Annotated in this window: 16 protein-coding genes; 9 read left to right on the top strand and 7 right to left on the bottom strand. The window is 53.5% G+C overall.

Features of this window, described 5'->3' with window-relative positions; translation table 11 throughout:
* Positions 1 to 67 precede the first annotated feature (67 nt).
* Positions 68 to 1,663 (top strand): ABC-F family ATPase, encoded by a 1,596-nt coding sequence (locus tag SK34_RS14665; protein ID WP_003035269.1) that lies wholly within the window; start codon positions 68 to 70, stop codon positions 1,661 to 1,663.
* 143 nt (positions 1,664 to 1,806) lie between these two features.
* Here the strand turns inward: SK34_RS14665 and SK34_RS14670 are convergent, their stop codons facing one another.
* The 4 genes from SK34_RS14670 to SK34_RS14685 form a co-directional block, all read right to left on the bottom strand.
* Complete coding sequence (locus tag SK34_RS14670; protein ID WP_003035273.1) at positions 1,807 to 3,069, bottom strand: DUF1479 domain-containing protein; 1,263 nt, start codon at positions 3,067 to 3,069, stop codon at positions 1,807 to 1,809.
* 153 nt (positions 3,070 to 3,222) lie between these two features.
* Entirely contained in the window at positions 3,223 to 4,038 is an 816-nt protein-coding gene (locus tag SK34_RS14675; protein WP_003836989.1) for a Cof-type HAD-IIB family hydrolase, read from the bottom strand.
* Between the two features lie 167 nt (positions 4,039 to 4,205).
* Positions 4,206 to 6,638 (bottom strand): glycyl radical protein, encoded by a 2,433-nt coding sequence (locus tag SK34_RS14680; protein ID WP_048233315.1) that lies wholly within the window; start codon positions 6,636 to 6,638, stop codon positions 4,206 to 4,208.
* 5 nt (positions 6,639 to 6,643) lie between these two features.
* Entirely contained in the window at positions 6,644 to 7,543 is a 900-nt protein-coding gene (locus SK34_RS14685; protein WP_048233316.1) for a glycyl-radical enzyme activating protein, read from the bottom strand.
* 132 nt (positions 7,544 to 7,675) lie between these two features.
* On the opposite strand from SK34_RS14685, the gene fsa reads away from it, so the two are divergent.
* Positions 7,676 to 8,338, top strand: coding sequence for a fructose-6-phosphate aldolase (gene fsa, locus SK34_RS14690; protein WP_003836983.1), 663 nt, complete (start codon positions 7,676 to 7,678; stop codon positions 8,336 to 8,338).
* Positions 8,339 to 8,424: 86 nt separating this feature from the next.
* On the opposite strand, the gene moeB is transcribed toward fsa, so the two are convergent.
* Together moeB and moeA are read right to left on the bottom strand one after the other, a co-directional pair.
* Positions 8,425 to 9,174: a molybdopterin-synthase adenylyltransferase MoeB gene (gene moeB, locus SK34_RS14695; protein WP_003836980.1), complete on the bottom strand. Its 750-nt coding sequence runs from the start codon at positions 9,172 to 9,174 to the stop codon at positions 8,425 to 8,427.
* Positions 9,174 to 10,409 (bottom strand): molybdopterin molybdotransferase MoeA, encoded by a 1,236-nt coding sequence (gene moeA / locus SK34_RS14700; protein WP_048233318.1) that lies wholly within the window; start codon positions 10,407 to 10,409, stop codon positions 9,174 to 9,176. Before moeA ends, moeB begins: the two co-directional genes overlap by 1 nt.
* A gap of 175 nt (positions 10,410 to 10,584) precedes the next feature.
* On the opposite strand from moeA, the gene SK34_RS14705 reads away from it, so the two are divergent.
* From SK34_RS14705 to gsiD, 6 genes are all read left to right on the top strand, one after another.
* Positions 10,585 to 11,373 (top strand): aminoglycoside adenylyltransferase family protein, encoded by a 789-nt coding sequence (locus SK34_RS14705; RefSeq protein ID WP_048216669.1) that lies wholly within the window; start codon positions 10,585 to 10,587, stop codon positions 11,371 to 11,373.
* Between the two features lie 191 nt (positions 11,374 to 11,564).
* The gene (iaaA, locus tag SK34_RS14710; RefSeq protein ID WP_003836974.1) at positions 11,565 to 12,530 is read left to right on the top strand and encodes a beta-aspartyl-peptidase; all 966 of its coding nucleotides are present in this window, start codon (positions 11,565 to 11,567) and stop codon (positions 12,528 to 12,530) included.
* Positions 12,517 to 14,388 carry a glutathione ABC transporter ATP-binding protein GsiA gene (gene gsiA, locus SK34_RS14715; protein ID WP_003836972.1) on the top strand — a complete coding sequence of 624 codons (1,872 nt, stop codon included), beginning with the start codon at positions 12,517 to 12,519 and terminating at the stop codon, positions 14,386 to 14,388. The genes iaaA and gsiA overlap by 14 nt, the downstream gene beginning before the upstream one ends.
* A gap of 28 nt (positions 14,389 to 14,416) precedes the next feature.
* Positions 14,417 to 15,955, top strand: coding sequence for a glutathione ABC transporter substrate-binding protein GsiB (gsiB, locus tag SK34_RS14720; RefSeq protein WP_003035297.1), 1,539 nt, complete (start codon positions 14,417 to 14,419; stop codon positions 15,953 to 15,955).
* 46 nt (positions 15,956 to 16,001) lie between these two features.
* Positions 16,002 to 16,922, top strand: a complete 921-nt coding sequence (gene gsiC, locus SK34_RS14725; RefSeq protein WP_003836970.1) for a glutathione ABC transporter permease GsiC — start codon at positions 16,002 to 16,004, stop codon at positions 16,920 to 16,922.
* A gap of 2 nt (positions 16,923 to 16,924) precedes the next feature.
* Positions 16,925 to 17,836, top strand: a complete 912-nt coding sequence (gene gsiD, locus SK34_RS14730) for a glutathione ABC transporter permease GsiD (RefSeq protein ID WP_003035302.1) — start codon at positions 16,925 to 16,927, stop codon at positions 17,834 to 17,836.
* Between the two features lie 55 nt (positions 17,837 to 17,891).
* Here gsiD and rimO read toward each other — a convergent pair whose 3' ends face one another.
* Entirely contained in the window at positions 17,892 to 19,217 is a 1,326-nt protein-coding gene (rimO, locus tag SK34_RS14735) for a 30S ribosomal protein S12 methylthiotransferase RimO (protein ID WP_003836967.1), read from the bottom strand.
* Between the two features lie 229 nt (positions 19,218 to 19,446).
* Here rimO and bssR point away from each other — a divergent pair, with 229 nt between their 5' ends.
* Positions 19,447 to 19,830: a biofilm formation regulator BssR gene (gene bssR / locus SK34_RS14740; protein ID WP_003845496.1), complete on the top strand. Its 384-nt coding sequence runs from the start codon at positions 19,447 to 19,449 to the stop codon at positions 19,828 to 19,830.
* The last annotated feature ends 36 nt before the right edge of the window (positions 19,831 to 19,866 follow it).

Raw genomic sequence — 19,866 nt, forward strand, 5'->3', positions numbered from 1 at the left:
TCTTCTTGCAGACTTATGGCATAATAAGCGGTTTGTCACATATTTCTTTCTCTTTCAGGATACGCCAGTGTTAGTTTCCAGCAACGTCACCATGCAGTTCGGCAGTAAGCCGCTGTTTGAAAATATTTCCGTCAAATTTGGCGGCGGCAACCGTTACGGCCTGATTGGCGCGAACGGTAGCGGTAAATCCACTTTTATGAAAATTCTCGGCGGCGACCTCGAACCGACGCTGGGTAACGTTTCCCTCGATCCTAACGAGCGCATCGGTAAGCTGCGTCAGGATCAATTCGCCTTTGAAGAATTCACCGTGCTTGACACCGTGATCATGGGTCACGCTGAACTGTGGGAAGTGAAGCAGGAGCGCGATCGCATTTACGCCCTGGCTGAGATGAGCGAAGAAGACGGCTATAAAGTTGCTGATCTCGAAGTTCAGTATGGCGAAATGGACGGCTACTCTGCGGAAGCTCGTGCGGGTGAACTGCTGCTGGGCGTAGGTATTCCGGTAGAACAGCATTACGGCCCGATGAGCGAAGTCGCGCCCGGCTGGAAGCTGCGTGTGCTTCTGGCGCAGGCGCTGTTCTCTAACCCGGACATTCTGCTGCTCGACGAACCAACGAACAACCTGGATATCGACACCATTCGCTGGCTGGAGCAGACGCTGAACGAGCGTGACAGCACCATGATCATCATTTCGCACGACCGTCACTTCCTGAACATGGTCTGTACACACATGGCGGATCTGGACTATGGCGAACTGCGTGTTTATCCGGGTAACTACGACGAATACATGACGGCGGCAACCCAGGCGCGTGAACGTCTGCTGGCCGATAACGCCAAGAAGAAAGCACAGATTGCCGATCTGCAATCCTTCGTCAGCCGCTTTAGCGCAAACGCTTCTAAATCTCGACAGGCGACCTCTCGTGCGCGTCAGATTGATAAGATCAAGCTCGACGAAGTGAAAGCGTCCAGCCGTCAGAACCCGTTCATCCGCTTCGAACAGGATAAGAAACTGTTCCGTAACGCGCTGGAAGTGGAAGCGCTGGCGAAAGGTTTTGATGAAGGTCCGCTGTTTAAAAACTTCAACCTGCTGCTGGAAGTAGGGGAGAAGGTTGCCATCATTGGTGCCAACGGCGTGGGTAAATCCACCATGCTGAAAACGTTGGTTGGCGATTTGCAGCCGGACAACGGTACCGTTAAGTGGTCTGAAAACGCCCAGGTGGGTTACTACGCGCAGGATCATGAATACGAGTTTGAAAACGATCTGACCGTCTTCGAATGGATGAGCCAGTGGAAACAAGAAGGCGATGATGAGCAGGTTGTGCGCAGCTTCCTTGGCCGTCTGCTGTTCAGCCAGGACGATATCAAGAAACCTGCAAAAGTGCTCTCCGGTGGTGAAAAAGGACGCATGCTTTTCGGTAAGCTGATGATGCAGAAACCGAATATCCTGGTCATGGATGAACCGACCAACCACCTGGATATGGAATCTATCGAGTCGCTGAACATGGCGCTGGAAATGTATCAGGGCACGTTGATCTTTGTTTCTCACGACCGTGAGTTCGTCAGTTCCCTGGCGACCCGCGTGATTGAGATTACGCCGGAACGCGTGATCGACTTCACCGGCAACTACGAAGATTATCTACGTAGTAAAGGTATTGACGGTTAATTTACCCGTCGTCTTTCGTGTTACAGGTGTGTTGGCTGCACCTGTTCACCCCGGTCACTTACTTATGTAAGCTCCCGGGGATTTACAGGCTGGTCGCCTTCCTGTAACGCGAAATACCTAGGGAAAATTGTGTAAGCTACATATTAAATAATCCCCAGCGCGCGTTTACCGTGGATATTCAAATCCTCCAACGTGAAGCGTCCTTCCCAGTTAGTTTCATAATCCTCTCGCGGGAAATCACCCGGCGACGCGCCTTTTTCCAGCGCAGCTTTCACTTTGTGGGCGTAGGCCAGATTTTTTTCGCACATCGGGGCGGCAGGGATATACATTACGTTACCCCAGCCCTGCTGATTTTCGACAGGCGCGACGGAGTGAATCACATCGCAATGCCACCACACGGAGTCTCCGGCGTCCAGTTGTGGAATGCTGGTTAACGCTTCAATCAGCAACGGATGCCATTGCGCAGAAATCGGCAGGACTCTGCCGGGCGCTACGCCGCAAAGCTCATCTTCCGGCACATCGTCAAGCAATGGGCGTAACAGCACATACGCCATCGCTTCAGGAATCGGAACCACGTGCAACAATCCCTGACCTGGCAGCATATCGGACAACGCAGTCCAGCCCTGGAAGGTACGGAACACTGAACATTTGGTGGTGTTATCCACCGTGTATTCTTCTACTTCGGTGCGATGCGCAGCCTGCCACGGATCGTAATCTGCCAGCTTGCCATTGAAAACATGAGCAAATACCTGCTGATACGCAGGCAGCAGCCAGCGTTCCAGCGCGCCGGAATCCGTATGCGCGCCCAGCCCTTTGGAGGTGGTTCCCGGCGGACGGCGGCGTATACGGTCAGGGTAGATAACGCTGACATCCGGGTTAAACCATTGTTTACCTTCGCTTGAAAATGTCCAAAGACGATTGAGGAACGACTGCGCATTGGCCATTTCTTCACTTTGGCGGGCCTGCATCTGCGCCTGGGACCAGTAAATGGGGTAGATTTCAGGTCGCGATGCGCTCAGGGTGCCGAAGAAGTTATCGCCTGGCCCTTTGTAGACGTCATCAAAATGGTTGCGATCCAGGTAATCAAGCATCGACTGATCCCATGCCAGCGCCTGTTCGCGGGGGAAATGCCCTTTAATGACTGCGCATCCGCGACGCTTAATTTCTTCACGCTGCTCTGCACTCACGCGACCCGCTTTGATATCCGCATAGGACAACACAGGCCATACCGGGGAACCTTGCGCTTTGAGAGCGTTGATTTCCGCCACGCGGGTGGCAATGGCATCGCTCAGCTGATTGAAGATCAACTGAACATCCCCAAGCTGTGCCCGCAGTTGCTGTTTCATCTGACGGATTGCCGCTTTGTGATCGGCGGGCAACGTGTCGCTGGTAAAAGTAAAAGCCATAACCACCTCGCATTAACTTTCATTCGAAACTAAATTTGATTGCAAGTGACAATATAAGTTAAAAATTGGTTAATGCAAGTTTAAAAACCTGCTGGTGTGAGCAAAATAGAAAAAGAGTGAAAACCGGGATGAGGGATACCCCGGTTGGCAGGATCAGACGTTAAAAGGTGAAGTGTTATCCAGCACTGCCTGAATTACGTTCAGCGCGCCTTGATGGTTATTGTCATCGGTCTGATAGCGGGCAATCGCTTTGATGCTCTCTGCCGCATTGGCCATGGCGAAAGAGTAGTGCGCCATCTTCAGCATTTCCGCGTCATTGCCACTGTCGCCAATGGCGACCACGTTTTGCGGTGACAGGTTCCAGCGTTTTAGCAGACGGCTGATCCCGTTGGCTTTATGTAAGCCTGGAATGATCAGGTCGATAAACCCAAAGCCGCTGGTGACGGGCTTCATAATGCCGTCGAGAGCAGAATGAAGGTGATCGATAACCAGCGGGATCTGTTGGTCCGGTAAATTCAGCGAGAACTTGAACAGCACATCGTCGATATCCTGATAATCCTTGACGGGTTTCAGGCGGTGGTAGTGTTTTGACATCAAACCGACAAAGGACTCTGGGGCATTTTCGCTCACGTAGGCGCTTTGCAGTCCACAGGCCACAAAGTTGAGCTGCTTATCTTTGAGCAGTTCGCCAATGACAATGCGTGATTCGTGGCGCGTAAGTTCGCCGTGAAACAGCTGTTTGCCATGTTCAAACACCAGCGCCCCGTTCTCGGCGACAAAAGAGATCTCATCTTTGAGCTGCGGGAAAAAGGAGATCAACTGGTAATACTGGTTGCCGCTTGCCACGACAAATTCAATATCTCGTTTCTTCAGTTCCTGATACTGCGCCATAAAGCGTGCACGATCGTATTGCTTGGCGTCGTCGAGAAAAGTTCCGTCCATATCGGTGACGATAACTTTGATGGTCATATATGCTCCTGGCTCATAACTGCGACCAGAAACATTTTAATAACAATGTGAGCTAAAGCACAAATTTAATTTCGAATGAAAGTAAAACGCCAGGTGGCAACTTCGCCTTACCCGGCTAAAGGGGGAGTATGTAAGCCCGGTAAGCGCAGCGCCACCGGGCGGGAGGGTTACAGCATATGTTCAGTGCGCGCGATGATATCGTCCTGCGCATCCGGTGAGAGAGCGGTGAAGAAGGCGGAATAACCTGCTACACGCACCACCAGGTCACGGTACTGATCCGGGTGTTTTTTGGCTTCCAGCAGCGTTTCACGAGAAACGATGTTGTACTGAATATGCCAACCTTTGTGCTCTTCAAAGAAGGTACGCAGCAGAATCATCAGCTTTTGTTTGTCAGACTCATTTTCCAGCGTGGCCGGGTTCAGCTTCTGATTTAATAGCACGCCACCGAGAATCGAACCGGTCGGCAGTTTACCCACCGAGCCAATTACCGCAGTTGGGCCGAGATGGTCCGTACCGGAAGCCGGGCTTGCGCCTTCTGCCAGTGGAGTGTGTGCTTTACGGCCATCCGGCGTTGCCATTGTTGCTGCGCCAAACGGCACGTTTGCAGAAATAGACGAGGTCCCGGCGTAGTAATTGCCGCCAACCGGACCACGCCCGTAACGCGGATTATGATACTGTTTCAGTTCATCGATATAAGTCTGATAAGCGCGGGCCAGCAGCGTATCAACGCTATCGTCATCGTTGCCATATTTCGGTGCGCCGTTGATTAGTCGTTGGCGTAACTGCTCATGGGTCAGACCGTCAAAATCATCGGCCAGCGCGGCGGCCAGTTGTTGTTGACCGATAGCGCCCTGTTCAAAGACCAGTTTCTTCACTGCTGCCAGGCTGTTGCCGAGGTTGGCGATACCCACCTGCAAACCTGATACCCAGTCATACTTCGCGCCGCCTTGCTTAATGCTTTTCGCGCGTTCGATACAGTCGTCTACCAGCGCGGAGCACAGAATATCGTGTACGTTCTCTTCCAGCATGGTGTCAACGACATACTCGATTTCAATGGATTTACGCGTGTAGTAGCGAATCTGTGTATCCCAGGCATCCATCACTTCATCGAAATTGTTGAAGTTGCCAGCTGAGAGCGCTTTTTCCTGCGGCAGGAAGACTTTGCCGCTGGTGGCATCGCGTCCGCCTTCCAGCGCCGCCAGCATCACGCGGGCAAAGTTAATAAAGCTCATGCCGGTGCAGCGGTAGCCCCATTTGCCGCCAACGGCGGTTTCGATGCAACCAATCGCTGCATAGTCATAGGCATCTTGCGGCTCAATGCCCAGCTTAATGAATTCCGGAATGACGATTTCATCGTTGTTAAAGGCTGGCATCCCGAAGCCGCAGCGGATCACCTGCACGCAGGCATCAAGGAAGTCATTACTCATCCCCGCGTGATAACGCACGCTCAGGTTCGGCTGAGTAGAACGCAGGCGGCCACATGATTCCAGAATGGCGTAGGAGAGCGGGTTGACGGCATCCATCGCCTGACCGCTGACCAGGTTCTGGCCACCTATGGTTACGTTCTGATAGAGCGGGCTGCCCGCTGAGGCTTTCGAATGGGAGCCGGAACGGATTTTGTTCACTTCCAGCAGTTTCAGCCAGCAGCTGTGCAACAGCTCAATGGCGTGCTCACGATCGAGGCTCTGATTCAGTTCTACGTCGCGACGGTAGAACGGGTAGAGGTACTGATCCATACGGCCAAACGACACTGAGTGACCGTTAGATTCAATTTGCAGAATCAACTGGATGAAATAGCACAACTGCAACGCCTGCCAGAATGTTTTTGGTGGCTCATGGGCAATCACATCACAGTTTTCCGCCATGGTCAGCAGTTCATCGCGACGGCTGGTGCGCGTTTCTGTGGACGCCATTTTACGCGCCAGCGCGGCAAAGCGCTCAATGTGCAGGCTGACGGCCTCCAGCACGATATCAATCGCTTTCAGGAACTGATCGCCGTGGAGATCGTCCAGACACGTCAGATTGATGCGGGAGCGACGTTCATCGACCTTGTGGCGCAGGCCGTCGAGACCTTTTTCCAGTAGTAGCGGGAAGTTCACCGCCAGGTGTGCGTCGCCGGAGGTCATATTACCTTCGGCTTTGATAATGCCGGTTTCCAGCAGCCCTTTCTGCTCGTCAGTGAACATCCCGTAGCAGCGATCCTGCACGGTCTGACCACGCCACCACGGACACACCTCGTGTAAGACGCGTTTATTCTCTTCGCTTACCGCAAAGCCTGCGCCCGGTCTGTCGGCGAGGTCGTCGATCTCTTTTTCAATCCAGGAGACGGTGTATTCCGGGAAGATCGGCGCGGCGCGCACTTCGCTTGCCTGGTTACCGATAATCAGTTCGTCATGCTTGATCCAGATGGTGCGTTCCGCCAGATGATGGGCCAGCGCCAGCGCGCGGCGTATCGGGATCGGCTTATCCAGGTGTTGCTGATACATCTCGGTATAGTGCTGGGCGCGCTCGGTACAAACCGGCGGTTTCACGATGTGGATCAGGGCTGTTTTATGCGCTTTGATACGATCGCTGAGTGTGTCCAGTTTCAGAGTGGTCATGGCGATTATCCTCGTAGGGTCGCGGTTAAACCTTTAAGGCTGGCATACTGCTGGGCAAATTCGAGCAGTGCAGGCGCATCAAGCGGTTTATCCGGTGCGTTGTAGGGTTGACTGAGTAAGTGGTATTTGTTGATACCAAGGGTGTGGTAGGGCAAAAAATGAATCTCCCCGACGTGAAGCTCGTCGGCAGCAAAATCGGTAATAGCCTGGATGGCGGCTTCGTCAGCGTTGAATCCCTGAATCAGCGGTACGCGGATAATCATTTTTTTACCAGCTGCGGCCAGTTTTTTTAGATTTTCCAGCACACGAGAGGCGCTGCCATCGGTCCACTGTTTAAACGGCGCATCCGCCACGTGTTTTAGATCGGCCAGAAACAGATCGACGTCAGATAATGATGGTTCAATATACTTCCACGGGACATGCAGGCAGGTTTCCACTGCGGTATGAATGCCGGCGTCGTGGCTGGCTTTGAGCAAAGAAGCCGCCAGCTCTGGCTGCATAAACGGTTCACCACCGGACAGGGTGAGGCCCCCTCCGCTGCGATCGTAAAACGGTTTATCACGCAATACGGTCGCCATGATTTCGTCCACGCTTTTTATCTCTCCACAGACGGTTAGCGCCTGCGTTGGACAGCAGTGGGTCAGCGCCGTCAGATCGTCATCGGTCAGTTTTTCGCGATGAATCAGCAACCCGCTTAGTGCCCGCTCAATTACTGCGGGTGCTGCCTGAGCACAAAGATCGCAACCATCAAGGCACAGGCGTGCGTCATAGAGCAGATCCTGCGTACGGGCGCGACTTTCCGGATTCTGGCACCACCGACAGCCCAGGGAGCATCCCTTAAGGAACACCACAGTACGGATCCCGGGACCATCATGCGTGGAATAGCGCTGGATATTGAAAATCATAAGCGACCCCTTTTCTTTCATATAAAGATTAAATTACTTTCGAATGAAAGTTATATTGACGTGCGTCAACTAACCGTGAGGTTTCGCCGTGCTACCTTTTATTCATGCCAATAATTCGTTTGAGGAAAGGTTATGGAACTCTATTTAGATACGTCTGATGTTGATGCGGTAAAAGCTCTGGCGCGCATTTTCCCGCTGGCAGGGGTGACCACTAACCCGAGCATTGTGGCGGCGGGGAACCAGACGCTGGAAGTACTACTGCCGCAACTGCAGGAAGCGATGGGAGGACAAGGCCGTCTGTTTGCTCAGGTGATGGCGACCACCGCCGAAGGGATGGTTAGCGATGCGCGTAAGCTGCGGGCAATCATTGCTGATATCGTGGTCAAAGTGCCGGTAACAGCAGAAGGTCTGGCGGCTATAAAATTGCTGAAAGAAGAAGGGATCCCGACGTTGGGTACTGCGGTATACGGTGCAGCTCAAGGGTTATTGGCTGCACTGGCAGGTGCGGAATATGTTGCGCCATACGTTAACCGCGTGGATGCGCAAGGAGGGGATGGCATTCAGACGGTGACCGACCTGCAGACGTTACTGAAAATGCATGCCCCGCACGCCAAAGTACTGGCAGCCAGTTTTAAAACGCCGCGTCAGGCGCTGGATTGCCTGCTGGCAGGCTGCGAGTCCATCACGCTACCGTTGGACGTTGCTCAGCAGATGATTAGCTCTCCGGCAGTTGATGCTGCCGTCGCGAAGTTTGAGCACGACTGGCAGAGCGCATTCGGTCGCACGTCGATCTGATGCTGTTGCCGGGTGGCGCTAACGCTTGCCCGGCCTACGTTCGAGCCGTTGTAGGTCGGGTAAGGCGAAGCCGCCACCCGACTTTTTTACCGACTACAAACCTCGCACCCCGGATTACGCATCAGCTTCATTTCGCGAAACTGGCAGGTCATGGCATCGTACATGACGATTTTTCCGGATGCCGGTTTACCGTAGTTTGCCAGCAGCTTAATGGCTTCCATCGCCTGTAACGAGCCGATCACGCCGATTAGCGGGGCCATCACTCCGGCTTCTACGCAGGTCAGGGCGTTTTCACCGAACAAACGGCTCAGGCAACGGTAGCAGGGCTCGCCTTCCTGATACGTAAAGACGGTAATTTGCCCTTCCATGCGAATTGCTGCACCGGAAACCAGCGGAACTCTGGCGGCAAAGCATCCGGCATTCAGCTGATTGCGGATGCTGACGTTATCCGTACAGTCCAGCACCAAATCGTGTTCGGCAATAAGCGCGTGAATCTCGCTATCGTCCAGCAGCGCATTCAACGGCGTAATGGCGATATAAGGGTTAATCCGCGTTAGCGCGTCACGAGCGGATATCACTTTTGGTTGCCCTACGGTTGCATCGCTGTGCAGCGTCTGGCGTTGGAGGTTCGACACGGAGACCGTGTCAAAGTCGAGCAGGGTTAAATGCCCGACGCCAGCACCAGCAAGGTACTGGGTTGCAGCACATCCCAGCCCCCCCAGACCAACGACCAGTACCCGCGCATCTTTGAGCGCTTCCTGACCTTCGAAATCGAAGCCGCGCAGAATGATTTGCCGGTTATAGCGCATCATCTCCTGGTCGCTGAGTTCTGCCATTACAGGCCTCCAAACAGTGCGTTAAATGGCTCAACTTCAACCCATTCTCCGGCCTCAACGTTACCGCGATCGCGCTCCAGCACGATAAAGCAGTTGCCCTGGCTAAAGGAGCTAAAAATATGCGAGCCCTGGTGCCCGGTGGTAGTGACTTCCAGTTCGCCTTCCGTGGTACGCTGCAATACACCACGCTGAAAATCCAGACGCCCTGGCGTTTTCTTCAGGCGTGAAGCGGTGCGCACGCGCTGGCGCGGAGGCAACCCACAGGCGGTGTTGCCGCTGAGTTTCGCCAGCAGCGGTTGTACCAGTTGATAAAAGGTGAGGGCAGCAGACACCGGGTTACCCGGCAGGCCGCAAAACCAGCTGTTGCTCAGTTTGCCAAAGGCGAACGGTTTACCGGGTTTGATAGCCAGCTTCCAAAAGGCAATTTCTCCCAGCTCTTCCAGAATGGTTTTGGTGTAATCCGCTTCGCCTACCGAAACGCCACCAGAGCTGATGACGACGTCGGCCTGGCTGTCGGCTTCGATAAATGCGGCCCGCAGCGCGTTGGGATTGTCGCGAATAATCCCTAAGTTGATCACCTCGCAGCCCAACTGCTGCAGCATCAGGTGAACGGTCAGACGGTTTGTGTCATAAATCTGCCCGTCGCCCAGCGGCTGACCCGGCAATTGCAGCTCATCACCGGTGGAGAACAATGCCACGCGGACTTTACGCACAACGGGGACCTCGGCAATACCGAGCGAAGCCAGCACGGGAAGCTCGGCGGTTGTCAGACGAGTTCCTGTGGGGAATACCACCGCGCCGTTTGCAATATCTTCACCGCGCAGACGAATATTTTGTCCGCTGCGGACGTCGGAGGTAAAACGCACACCGTCGTCAGTTTGTTCCGTTTGCTCCTGCATTACCACGGCTTCACAACCGGCAGGCACCGGGGCTCCGGTCATAATACGGATGCAGGTTCCCGCAGGCCACTCGCCGTGAAATGGCTGTCCAGCAAAGGCTTTGCCAGCCACCGCAAGAGGCTGGTCTGATTGTAAATCGGCTAATCGCACCGCATAGCCATCCATTGCCGAGTTATCGAATCCCGGCACATCAATCGGGGAGACGACGTCGGTGGCCAGAATGCGGCCAAAGCATTGAACCAGCGGCAGCGTTTCGACGGCGGTGAGTGGGGTAATACGCGAAAGCATCTGAGAAAGAGCCGTTTCAAGCGGCATCAGTCCGGCGGTAAATTCCATGAGAAGACTCCTGCGGGGCAAAATCGAATCCGCTCATTATGTCAGAAAATGGACGCGGACAGTATGCTACCTCAGGCTTAGGATCAGATCTGATACAGGTTTTCTGCCAGAGATTAGCGCTACAGGAAAAATGCAGTATAGACTCATGATTTCTGCTTTTTCTCCAGGAGGCTAAATGTCTGCGACTATCCCGGATTCAATTCGACGACAGGTGAATGCCGCCAGTGCACTGATTGCGCGGATTATCGAGGGCGACCTGGTTGCTGTTCATTTGTATGGCTCTGCTGTTGAAGGTGGCTTAAAGCCCCAAAGCGATATCGATTTACTGGTTACCATTAGGCAGCCACTTAATACCCGGCAAAGAAAAGATCTGATGCAGGGTTTTCTGGAAATATCAGCCCCGCCTGGTAGCGTTGATAGATATCGGGCGCTGGAAGTGACCATCGTGATCTATTCACAACTTGTACCCTGGCAATTCCCACCGTCAAGAGAAATGCAATTTGGCGAATGGTTGCGTGACGATATTCGCGCGGGAATTGTTGAACCGACACAGGTGGATCCTGATCTTTCCATCCTGCTGACCCAGGCCAGGCGCGCCAGCGTAGCGTTGTTCGGTGAAGCCGCTGAGACGTTATTCAACGTCATTCCTTTTAGCGATGTCGTGCAAACATTTCGGCATATTCTTGATATGTGGCAGAAAACGGGCGATTTAGAGGGTGACGAGCGAAATATCATCCTTACTCTAGCGCGTATTTGGTACAGCCTGGTTACGGGCAATATTGTCGCTAAAGATGAAGCCGCCGCCTGGCTTATACCGCAATTACCCGTTGAGTATGCTGACACGCTGCAAGCCGCGCGTGCGGAATACCTGGGGTTAACCAAAAAGAACTGGGCTGCGTCTATGCCGTCTGTTGAACGCTTTGTGTTTTATGCAAAAAAACAGATTGCCGATCGGCTTGAATAATATATTCAACGATGTTGGAAGATCCCCTTTCTGATTAACTCATCTAAATAACCTGATGGGATGGGGGGTGAGGTACGGGCCTTAACCTTTACATGACGTCTGCATCTTTCTATATTCAAAAATCGAATCAATAAGTCACAGAAATTCTGATATTTATAACCCCGGTACCTGCCACCTAATGGACGAAAAAAATGGGTAAAGCAGTCATTGCAATTCACGGCGGCGCAGGGGCTATTACCCGTTCGCAGCTGAGCCAGGAGCAAGAGTTGCGTTATATACAGGCGCTGTCGGATATCGTTGAAACCGGCCAGCGGATGCTTGAAGACGGTCGTAGCGCACTGGATGTCGTTACCGAGGCCGTGCGCCTGCTGGAAGAGTGTCCATTGTTTAATGCCGGAATTGGCGCGGTGTATACCCGTGATGAAACCCATGAGCTGGACGCCTGTGTGATGGACGGTAATACGCTGAACGCAGGCGCCGTCGCCGGGGTAAGCCATCTGCGAAACCCGATTCTCGCGGCACGGCTGGTAATGGAACACAGCCCACACGTCATGATGATAGGTGAAGGGGCTGAAAACTTTGCCATTGCGCAGGGTATGGAGCGCGTATCAGCGGATATTTTCTCGACGCCAGAACGCTACGCTCAACTTCTGGCGGCGCGAACAGCGGGTGAAACGGTGCTGGACCATAGCGCGAGCCCGCTGGATGAAAACAACAAAATGGGTACCGTGGGTGCGGTCGCGTTAGATATGTTTGGCAATCTGGCGGCAGCAACATCGACCGGCGGGATGACCAATAAATTACCGGGGCGGGTGGGTGACAGTCCGTTGGTTGGCGCAGGCTGTTATGCCAATAATGCAAGTGTGGCAGTCTCCTGCACCGGAACCGGAGAAGTCTTTATTCGTGCTTTGGCGGCCTATGACATTGCGGCGTTGATGGACTACGGCGGTCTGAGTTTATCCGAAGCGTGTGAACGCGTAGTGATGGAAAAATTACCGGCGCTTGGCGGCAGCGGCGGTTTAATTGCTATCGATCATGAGGGCAATGTCGCTTTGCCGTTTAACAGCGAAGGCATGTACCGCGCCTGGGGATACGCAGGTGATACGCCAACCACCGGTATTTATCGGGAAAAAGGAGATAGCGTTGCCACACAGTGATGAGCTTGATGCCAGCGATGTGCTGGCAGTCAGCAATCTGAATATTGCCTTTGAACAGGAGCAGCAGCGTGTCAGCGCAGTGCGCAATCTGTCATTTCGCCTGAAGCGTGGCGAAACGCTGGCGATAGTCGGTGAGTCTGGTTCTGGTAAGTCGGTGACCGCCTTGTCGCTGATGCGTCTGATTGAACAGTCCGGCGGCGAGGTGAGCTGCGATGAAATGCTCCTCCGACGCCGTAATCGACAGGTTATTGAGCTGGGTGAACAGAGCGCATCACAAATGCGTCACGTGCGCGGTGCGGATATCGCGATGATCTTCCAGGAGCCTATGACATCGCTTAATCCGGTGTTTACCGTGGGCGAGCAAATTGCCGAGTCTATCCGCTTGCACCAGGGTGCCAGTCACGAAGAGGCGATGGTAGAAGCGAAGCGAATGCTCGATCAGGTGCGTATCCCCGAGGCGAAGGCGATTTTATCGCGTTATCCACACCAGCTTTCCGGCGGTATGCGCCAGCGGGTGATGATCGCCATGGCACTGTCGTGTCGCCCTGCGGTTTTAATTGCTGATGAGCCGACAACCGCGCTGGATGTCACCATTCAGGCGCAGATCCTGCAACTGATAAAAGTGTTGCAGCAGGATATGTCGATGGGAGTGATCTTTATTACCCACGATATGGGCGTTGTGGCGGATATTGCCGACCGCGTGCTGGTGATGTATCAGGGCGAGGCGGTAGAAACCGGCAGCGTTGAGCAGATTTTTCACGCTCCCCAGCATCCTTATACTAAAGCGCTGCTGGCAGCCGTGCCGCAGCTTGGGGCAATGAACGGGCATGAACTTCCGCGCCGTTTCCCGCTTATTTCATTACACGATCCCAGCCATGTAGAGCCACAGACCGAACAGGATACCGTGGTTGAAGGCGAGCCAATTTTGCAGGTACGTAACCTGGTGACGCGTTTTCCTCTGCGTAGCGGCATTCTAAATCGCGTGACTCGCGAGGTGCATGCAGTGGAAAACGTCAGCTTTGACCTGTGGCCGGGAGAAACGCTCTCGCTGGTGGGAGAGTCGGGCTGTGGGAAATCCACCACCGGGCGGGCGCTGTTGCGCCTGGTTGAGTCTCAGCGTGGGGAAATCATTTTCAACGGACAGCGTATTGATACCCTTGCTGCCAGCAAGTTGCAGCCGCTACGTAGGGATATTCAGTTTATCTTCCAGGATCCGTATGCCTCGCTCGATCCACGTCAGACGGTGGGATATTCCATTCTGGAGCCGCTACGGGTGCATGGGTTATTGCAGGGGGATGCGGGGTCAAAACGAGTTGCATGGCTGCTGGAACGCGTAGGATTGCTGCCTGAGCATGCCTGGCGCTATCCGCACGAGTTTTCCGGCGGTCAGCGTCAGCGTATCTGTATTGCACGGGCATTGGCACTCAATCCCAAAGTGATTATTGCCGATGAATCTGTCTCGGCGTTGGATGTTTCAATTCGTGGGCAAATTATCAACCTGTTGCTCGACCTGCAGCGGGAAATGGGAATTGCATACCTGTTTATTTCCCACGATATGGCGGTGGTGGAACGGATCAGTCACCGTGTGGCGGTGATGTATCTCGGGCAAATCGTTGAGATTGGCCCCCGACGCGCGGTGTTTGAAAATCCGCAACATCCGTATACGCGCAAACTGATGGCGGCAGTACCAGTTGCCGATCCATCGCATCACCGACCACAGCGTGTGCTGTTGTCGGATGATATCCCCAGCAATATCCGCAAGCGCGGCGAAGAGATTTCCCCCGTGTCGTTACAGTTAGTTGGCCCGGGACATTATGTTGCGCGTGGGCAACCAGAAAATGCGCTTTCACGTTTATAACAGGCAGACAGGGTTTAAGGAGAATAACATGACAAAAATTGTTGCTCGGAAATGGCTGGTTGCTGTGGGAGTGGCCTCTGCGCTGGCCGCATCGCCTGGCTGGGCCGCCAAAGACGTGGTGGTGGCGGTAGGATCCAATTTCACCACGCTTGACCCCTATGACGCGAATGACACATTGTCGCAGGCGGTAGCGAAGTCGTTTTATCAGGGACTGTTTGGTCTTGATAAAGAGATGAAGCTGAAAAATGTGCTGGCAGAGAGCTATACGGTTTCTGATGACGGTCTGACTTACACTCTTAAGCTGCGTCAGGGCGTGAAATTTCAGGATGGTACCGACTTCAACGCCGATGCGGTTAAAGCCAACCTCGACCGCGCCAGCAATCCGGAAAACCGTCTGAAACGCTACAACCTGTATAAGAATATCGATAAAACCGAAGTCGTCGATCCGTCGACGGTGAAGATTACGCTGAAACAGCCGTTCTCTGCCTTTATCAATATTCTGGCACATCCGGCAACGGCAATGATTTCTCCCGCCGCGCTGGAGAAATACGGTAAGGAGATCGGTTTCCACCCTGTGGGGACCGGGCCGTACCAGCTTGATACCTGGAATCAGACAGATTTTGTGAAGGTTAAGAAGTTCGCGGGTTACTGGCAGCAAGGGCTGCCAAAGCTGGATACGATTACCTGGCGTCCGGTGACCGACAACAACACGCGTGCGGCCATGCTGCAGACCGGGGAAGCGCAGTTTGCCTTCCCGATCCCTTACGAACAGGCGGCGTTACTGGCGAAGAACAAAAACCTGGAACTGGTGGCCAGTCCGTCTATTATGCAACGTTATATCAGCATGAACGTCACGCAAAAACCATTCGACAACCCGAAGGTGCGTGAAGCGCTGAATTATGCCATCAACCGCCAGGCGCTGGTGAAAGTGGCGTTTGCGGGTTATGCCACGCCAGCAACGGGCGTTCTTCCTCCGTCGATAGCCTATGCGCAAAGCTATACGCCATGGCCATACGACCCGGCGAAAGCGCGCGAACTGCTGAAAGAAGCAGGTTATCCGAACGGTTTTACCACCACGCTATGGTCTTCGCATAATCACAGTACCGCGCAGAAAGTGCTGCAATTTACCCAGCAGCAGCTGGCGCAGGTGGGAGTTAAGGCTCAGGTAACAGCGATGGATGCCGGCCAGCGCGCGGCGGAAGTAGAGGGTAAAGCGCAGAAAGAGAGCGGGGTGCGGATGTTCTACACCGGCTGGTCTGCCTCTACGGGGGAAGCTGACTGGGCGCTGTCACCGCTATTTGCATCACAAAACTGGCCGCCAACACTGTTTAATACGGCGTTCTATAGCAATAAGCAGGTGGACAGTGATTTAGCGGCAGCGTTGCAAACTAACGATCCAGCGCAGAAAGCGAAGCTGTACAAGGATGCGCAGGATATTATCTGGAAAGAGTCGCCGTGGATCCCACTGGTAGTGGAAAAACTGATTTCGGCGCACAGCACCAGATTGACCGGGTTCTGGATTATGCCGGACACCGGATTTAGCTTTGATGATGCGGATTTAAAATAAGCTATTCATTCGGCCCCGTTAACCAGGGGCCGGCGAAGGGAGCGTGATGCTTAACTATGTTTTCAAGCGCCTGCTGGGGTTGATCCCAACGCTATTGATTGTTGCGGTGCTGGTGTTTTTATTTGTTCACCTGCTACCCGGCGATCCGGCCCGACTGATTGCCGGACCGGAAGCTGACGCCGAGGTGATTGAACTGGTACGCAAGCAGCTGGGTCTGGACCAACCGCTGCATATTCAGTTCTGGCATTACATGACCAACGTGTTGCAAGGCGATTTTGGCACGTCGATGGTTTCTCGTCGCCCGGTTTCCGAAGAGATAGCCAGCCGTTTTATGCCGTCGTTATGGCTGACAATTGCGAGTATGGCATGGGCTGTGTTATTTGGTATGACGGCGGGGATCATTGCAGCCGTATGGCGCAATCGCTGGCCGGACAGGTTGAGTATGACGCTGGCGGTCACCGGGATCTCGTTCCCGGCGTTTGCACTTGGCATGCTGCTCATGCAGATATTCTCCGTTGAGCTTGGCTGGTTGCCAACCGTTGGCGCTGACACCTGGCTGCACTATATCCTCCCGTCTATTACTCTGGGCGCGGCGGTGGCTGCGGTGCTGGCCCGGTTTACCCGCGCCTCGTTCGTCGATGTGCTCAGCGAAGACTATATGCGCACCGCGCGGGCTAAAGGGGTGAGTGAGACCTGGGTGGTGTTAAAACATGGTCTGCGTAACGCGATGATCCCGGTGGTCACCATGATGGGACTACAGTTTGGCTTTTTGCTTGGTGGATCAATCGTGGTTGAGAAGGTGTTCAACTGGCCTGGGCTTGGGCGACTGCTGGTGGACTCCGTCGAAATGCGCGACTACCCGGTGATTCAGGCCGAGGTACTGTTGTTTTCTCTGGAGTTTATTCTTATCAACTTAGTGGTGGATGTGCTTTACGCCGCCATTAATCCGGCTATCAGGTACAAGTAAGGATGCGATTTTTTAACTGGCGCCGACAGGCGATTTTGAATGCAATGCCCCTTGTTAAGCCAGAGCAGATACGCACACCGTGGCATGAGTTCTGGCGTCGTTTCCGTCGACAGCACATGGCGATGTTCGCTGGGCTGTTTGTATTGCTCCTGATCATGGTGGCGATTTTTGCCCGCTGGCTGACGCCATTTGATGCCGAAAATTACTTCGATTATGACCGTTTGAATGATGGGCCGTCGATGCTGCACTGGTTTGGTGTCGATTCTCTGGGACGAGATATCTTTAGCCGCGTGTTGGTTGGCGCCCAAATCTCGCTGGCGGCAGGAGTCTTTGCCGTGTTTATTGGCGCGGCGATTGGCACAGTGCTGGGTCTGCTGGCGGGATACTACGAAGGTTGGTGGGATCGGCTGATTATGCGTATCTGCGATGTGCTGTTCGCCTTTCCCGGCATTCTGCTGGCGATAGCCGTGGTCGCCGTGCTGGGCAGCGGCATTGCGAACGTGATTATCGCCGTGGCCATTTTCTCCATTCCTGCTTTCGCGCGCCTGGTGCGCGGAAATACACTGGTGCTGAAGCAACAGACGTTTATTGAGTCTGCGCGCAGTATTGGTGCCAGCGATACGACCATCATTTTTAACCATATCCTGCCGGGTACGGTTTCATCGATCGTGGTCTTTTTTACCATGCGAATTGGCACGTCGATCATCTCTGCCGCGAGCCTGTCATTTCTGGGATTAGGCGCACAGCCGCCGACGCCGGAGTGGGGGGCAATGCTTAATGAAGCGCGTGCTGACATGGTGATCGCGCCGCACGTGGCGATTTTCCCGGCGGTAGCGATATTCCTGACGGTGCTGGCGTTTAACTTACTGGGAGATGGTCTGCGCGACGCGCTGGACCCGAAGATAAAAGGATAAATTACAGGCCGGATAAGACGTAACGCTTATCCGGCCTACGGTTGAGTTACGCTTATTAAACGCGTGAACCCCACAGATCGTATTCATCTGCGTTTTCGACCTTCACGCGGATGATATCACCAGGTTTCACCTTGGTTTCACCATTCAGGTATACCGCGCCGTCGATTTCCGGAGCATCAGCCATGCTACGACCAATTGCGCCTTCTTCGTCAACTTCATCAACGATAACCAGAATCTCGCGGCCCACTTTCTCTTGCAAACGTTCAGCAGAGATCTGCTGTTGCAATTGCATAAAGCGGTTCCAGCGTTCTTCTTTTATCTCTTCCGGGATTTGATCCGGCAGGTCATTAGCGCCAGCGCCTTCTACCGGGCTGTATTTAAAGCAGCCCACGCGATCCAGACGTGCTTCCTTCAGGAAGTCGAGCAACATCTGGAAGTCTTCTTCCGTTTCACCCGGGAAACCAACAATGAAGGTGGAGCGCAGCGTCAGTTCAGGGCAGATTTCACGCCACTGCTTGATGCGCGCCAGCTGTCTGTCTACGGAGCCTGGGCGTTTCATCAGTTTAAGAATACGCGGGCTGGCATGCTGTAACGGGATGTCCAGATACGGCAGGATTTTCCCTTCTGCCATCAGCGGGATCACGTCATCAACGTGCGGGTAGGGGTAGACGTAATGCAGGCGCGTCCAGATCCCCAGTTTTGATAACTGTTCGCACAGATCAACCATGCTGGTTTTGACCGGCTCGCCGTTATGGAAACCGGTACGATGCTTCACATCCACACCGTACGCAGAGGTATCCTGAGAGATTACCAGAATCTCTTTCACGCCCGCATCGACCAGACGTTTGGCTTCGCTGAGGACGTCGCCAATCGGACGGCTCACCAGATCGCCGCGCATGGATGGAATAATGCAGAACGTACAGCGGTGGTTACAGCCTTCAGAAATCTTCAGATAGGCGTAGTGGCGCGGAGTCAGCTTGACACCCTGCTCAGGAACCAGGCTCAGGAACGGATTATGCTTTGGTTTGGGTACGTAATGATGAACGTGCTCCAGAACCTGCTCGTAGCTATGCGGCCCGGTGATTTCCAGCACCTTCGGGTGGACTTCACGGATTTGATCGACTTTCGCGCCCAGACAACCGGTGACGATCACCTTGCCGTTTTCGTTCAGCGCTTCGCCGATTGCTTCCAGGGATTCCTGAACCGCACTGTCGATAAAGCCGCAGGTATTAACGATAACCATATCCGCGTCGTCGTAGCTTGGCACGACATCATAGCCTTCGGTACGAAGTTCGGTCAGGATGCGCTCAGAATCGACGAGGTTTTTCGGGCAGCCGAGGGAGACAAAGCCGATTTTCGGCTGGTGGGTTACATTGCTCATAGCGTAAAAAGTGTTCAGTTATTGGAATATTCAGGGCAGGGATTCTACAGAGTTCTGAACAAAAATTGTATCGCAATCTCATACCATCAGCGGCCTGCCGGGCGCGGAATTAAAGATTATTTGTAAATTATGTTAATTTTAAGTGATGGATTGATCCTGGACACGACTTTGTTCAAAAAACAACCATACTATTAAGTTGCACCATAGTTGGAAAGAGGAGGAACAAAGTATGGTTGTTGACAGACTGAGAACCGATCTTCTCAACAAATTGATAAACGCCCGTATCGAACTTGCCGCTTATCTGCTGTTGAGAAAAGCGAAAGGCTACATGTCAGTCAGCGAGAGCGATCGTCTGCGTGATAATTTTTTTGCACTGAATCGCGAATTGCACGAACAATCACAGCTTCACGGTATGCATCTTGATCAGGAAGAGTGGAATGCCCTTCATCGTGCTGAAGGGGCGTTAGCCGCCGCCGCTGTTTGTCTTATGAGTGGACACCATGATTGTCCAACGTTTATCGCCGTTAACGCAGAGAAACTGGAAAACTGCCTGACAACGCTGACGCTGAGTATCCAGAGTTTGCAATCTTACCCAACGCTGGAACACGTCTGAATCAGGGGGAGGGCGCTCCCCCTTTTCGTTAAGATT

It is taken from the genome of Citrobacter sp. MGH104 (genome assembly GCF_001034485.1).
GTDB classification, from domain to species: Bacteria; Pseudomonadota; Gammaproteobacteria; order Enterobacterales; family Enterobacteriaceae; genus Citrobacter; species Citrobacter freundii.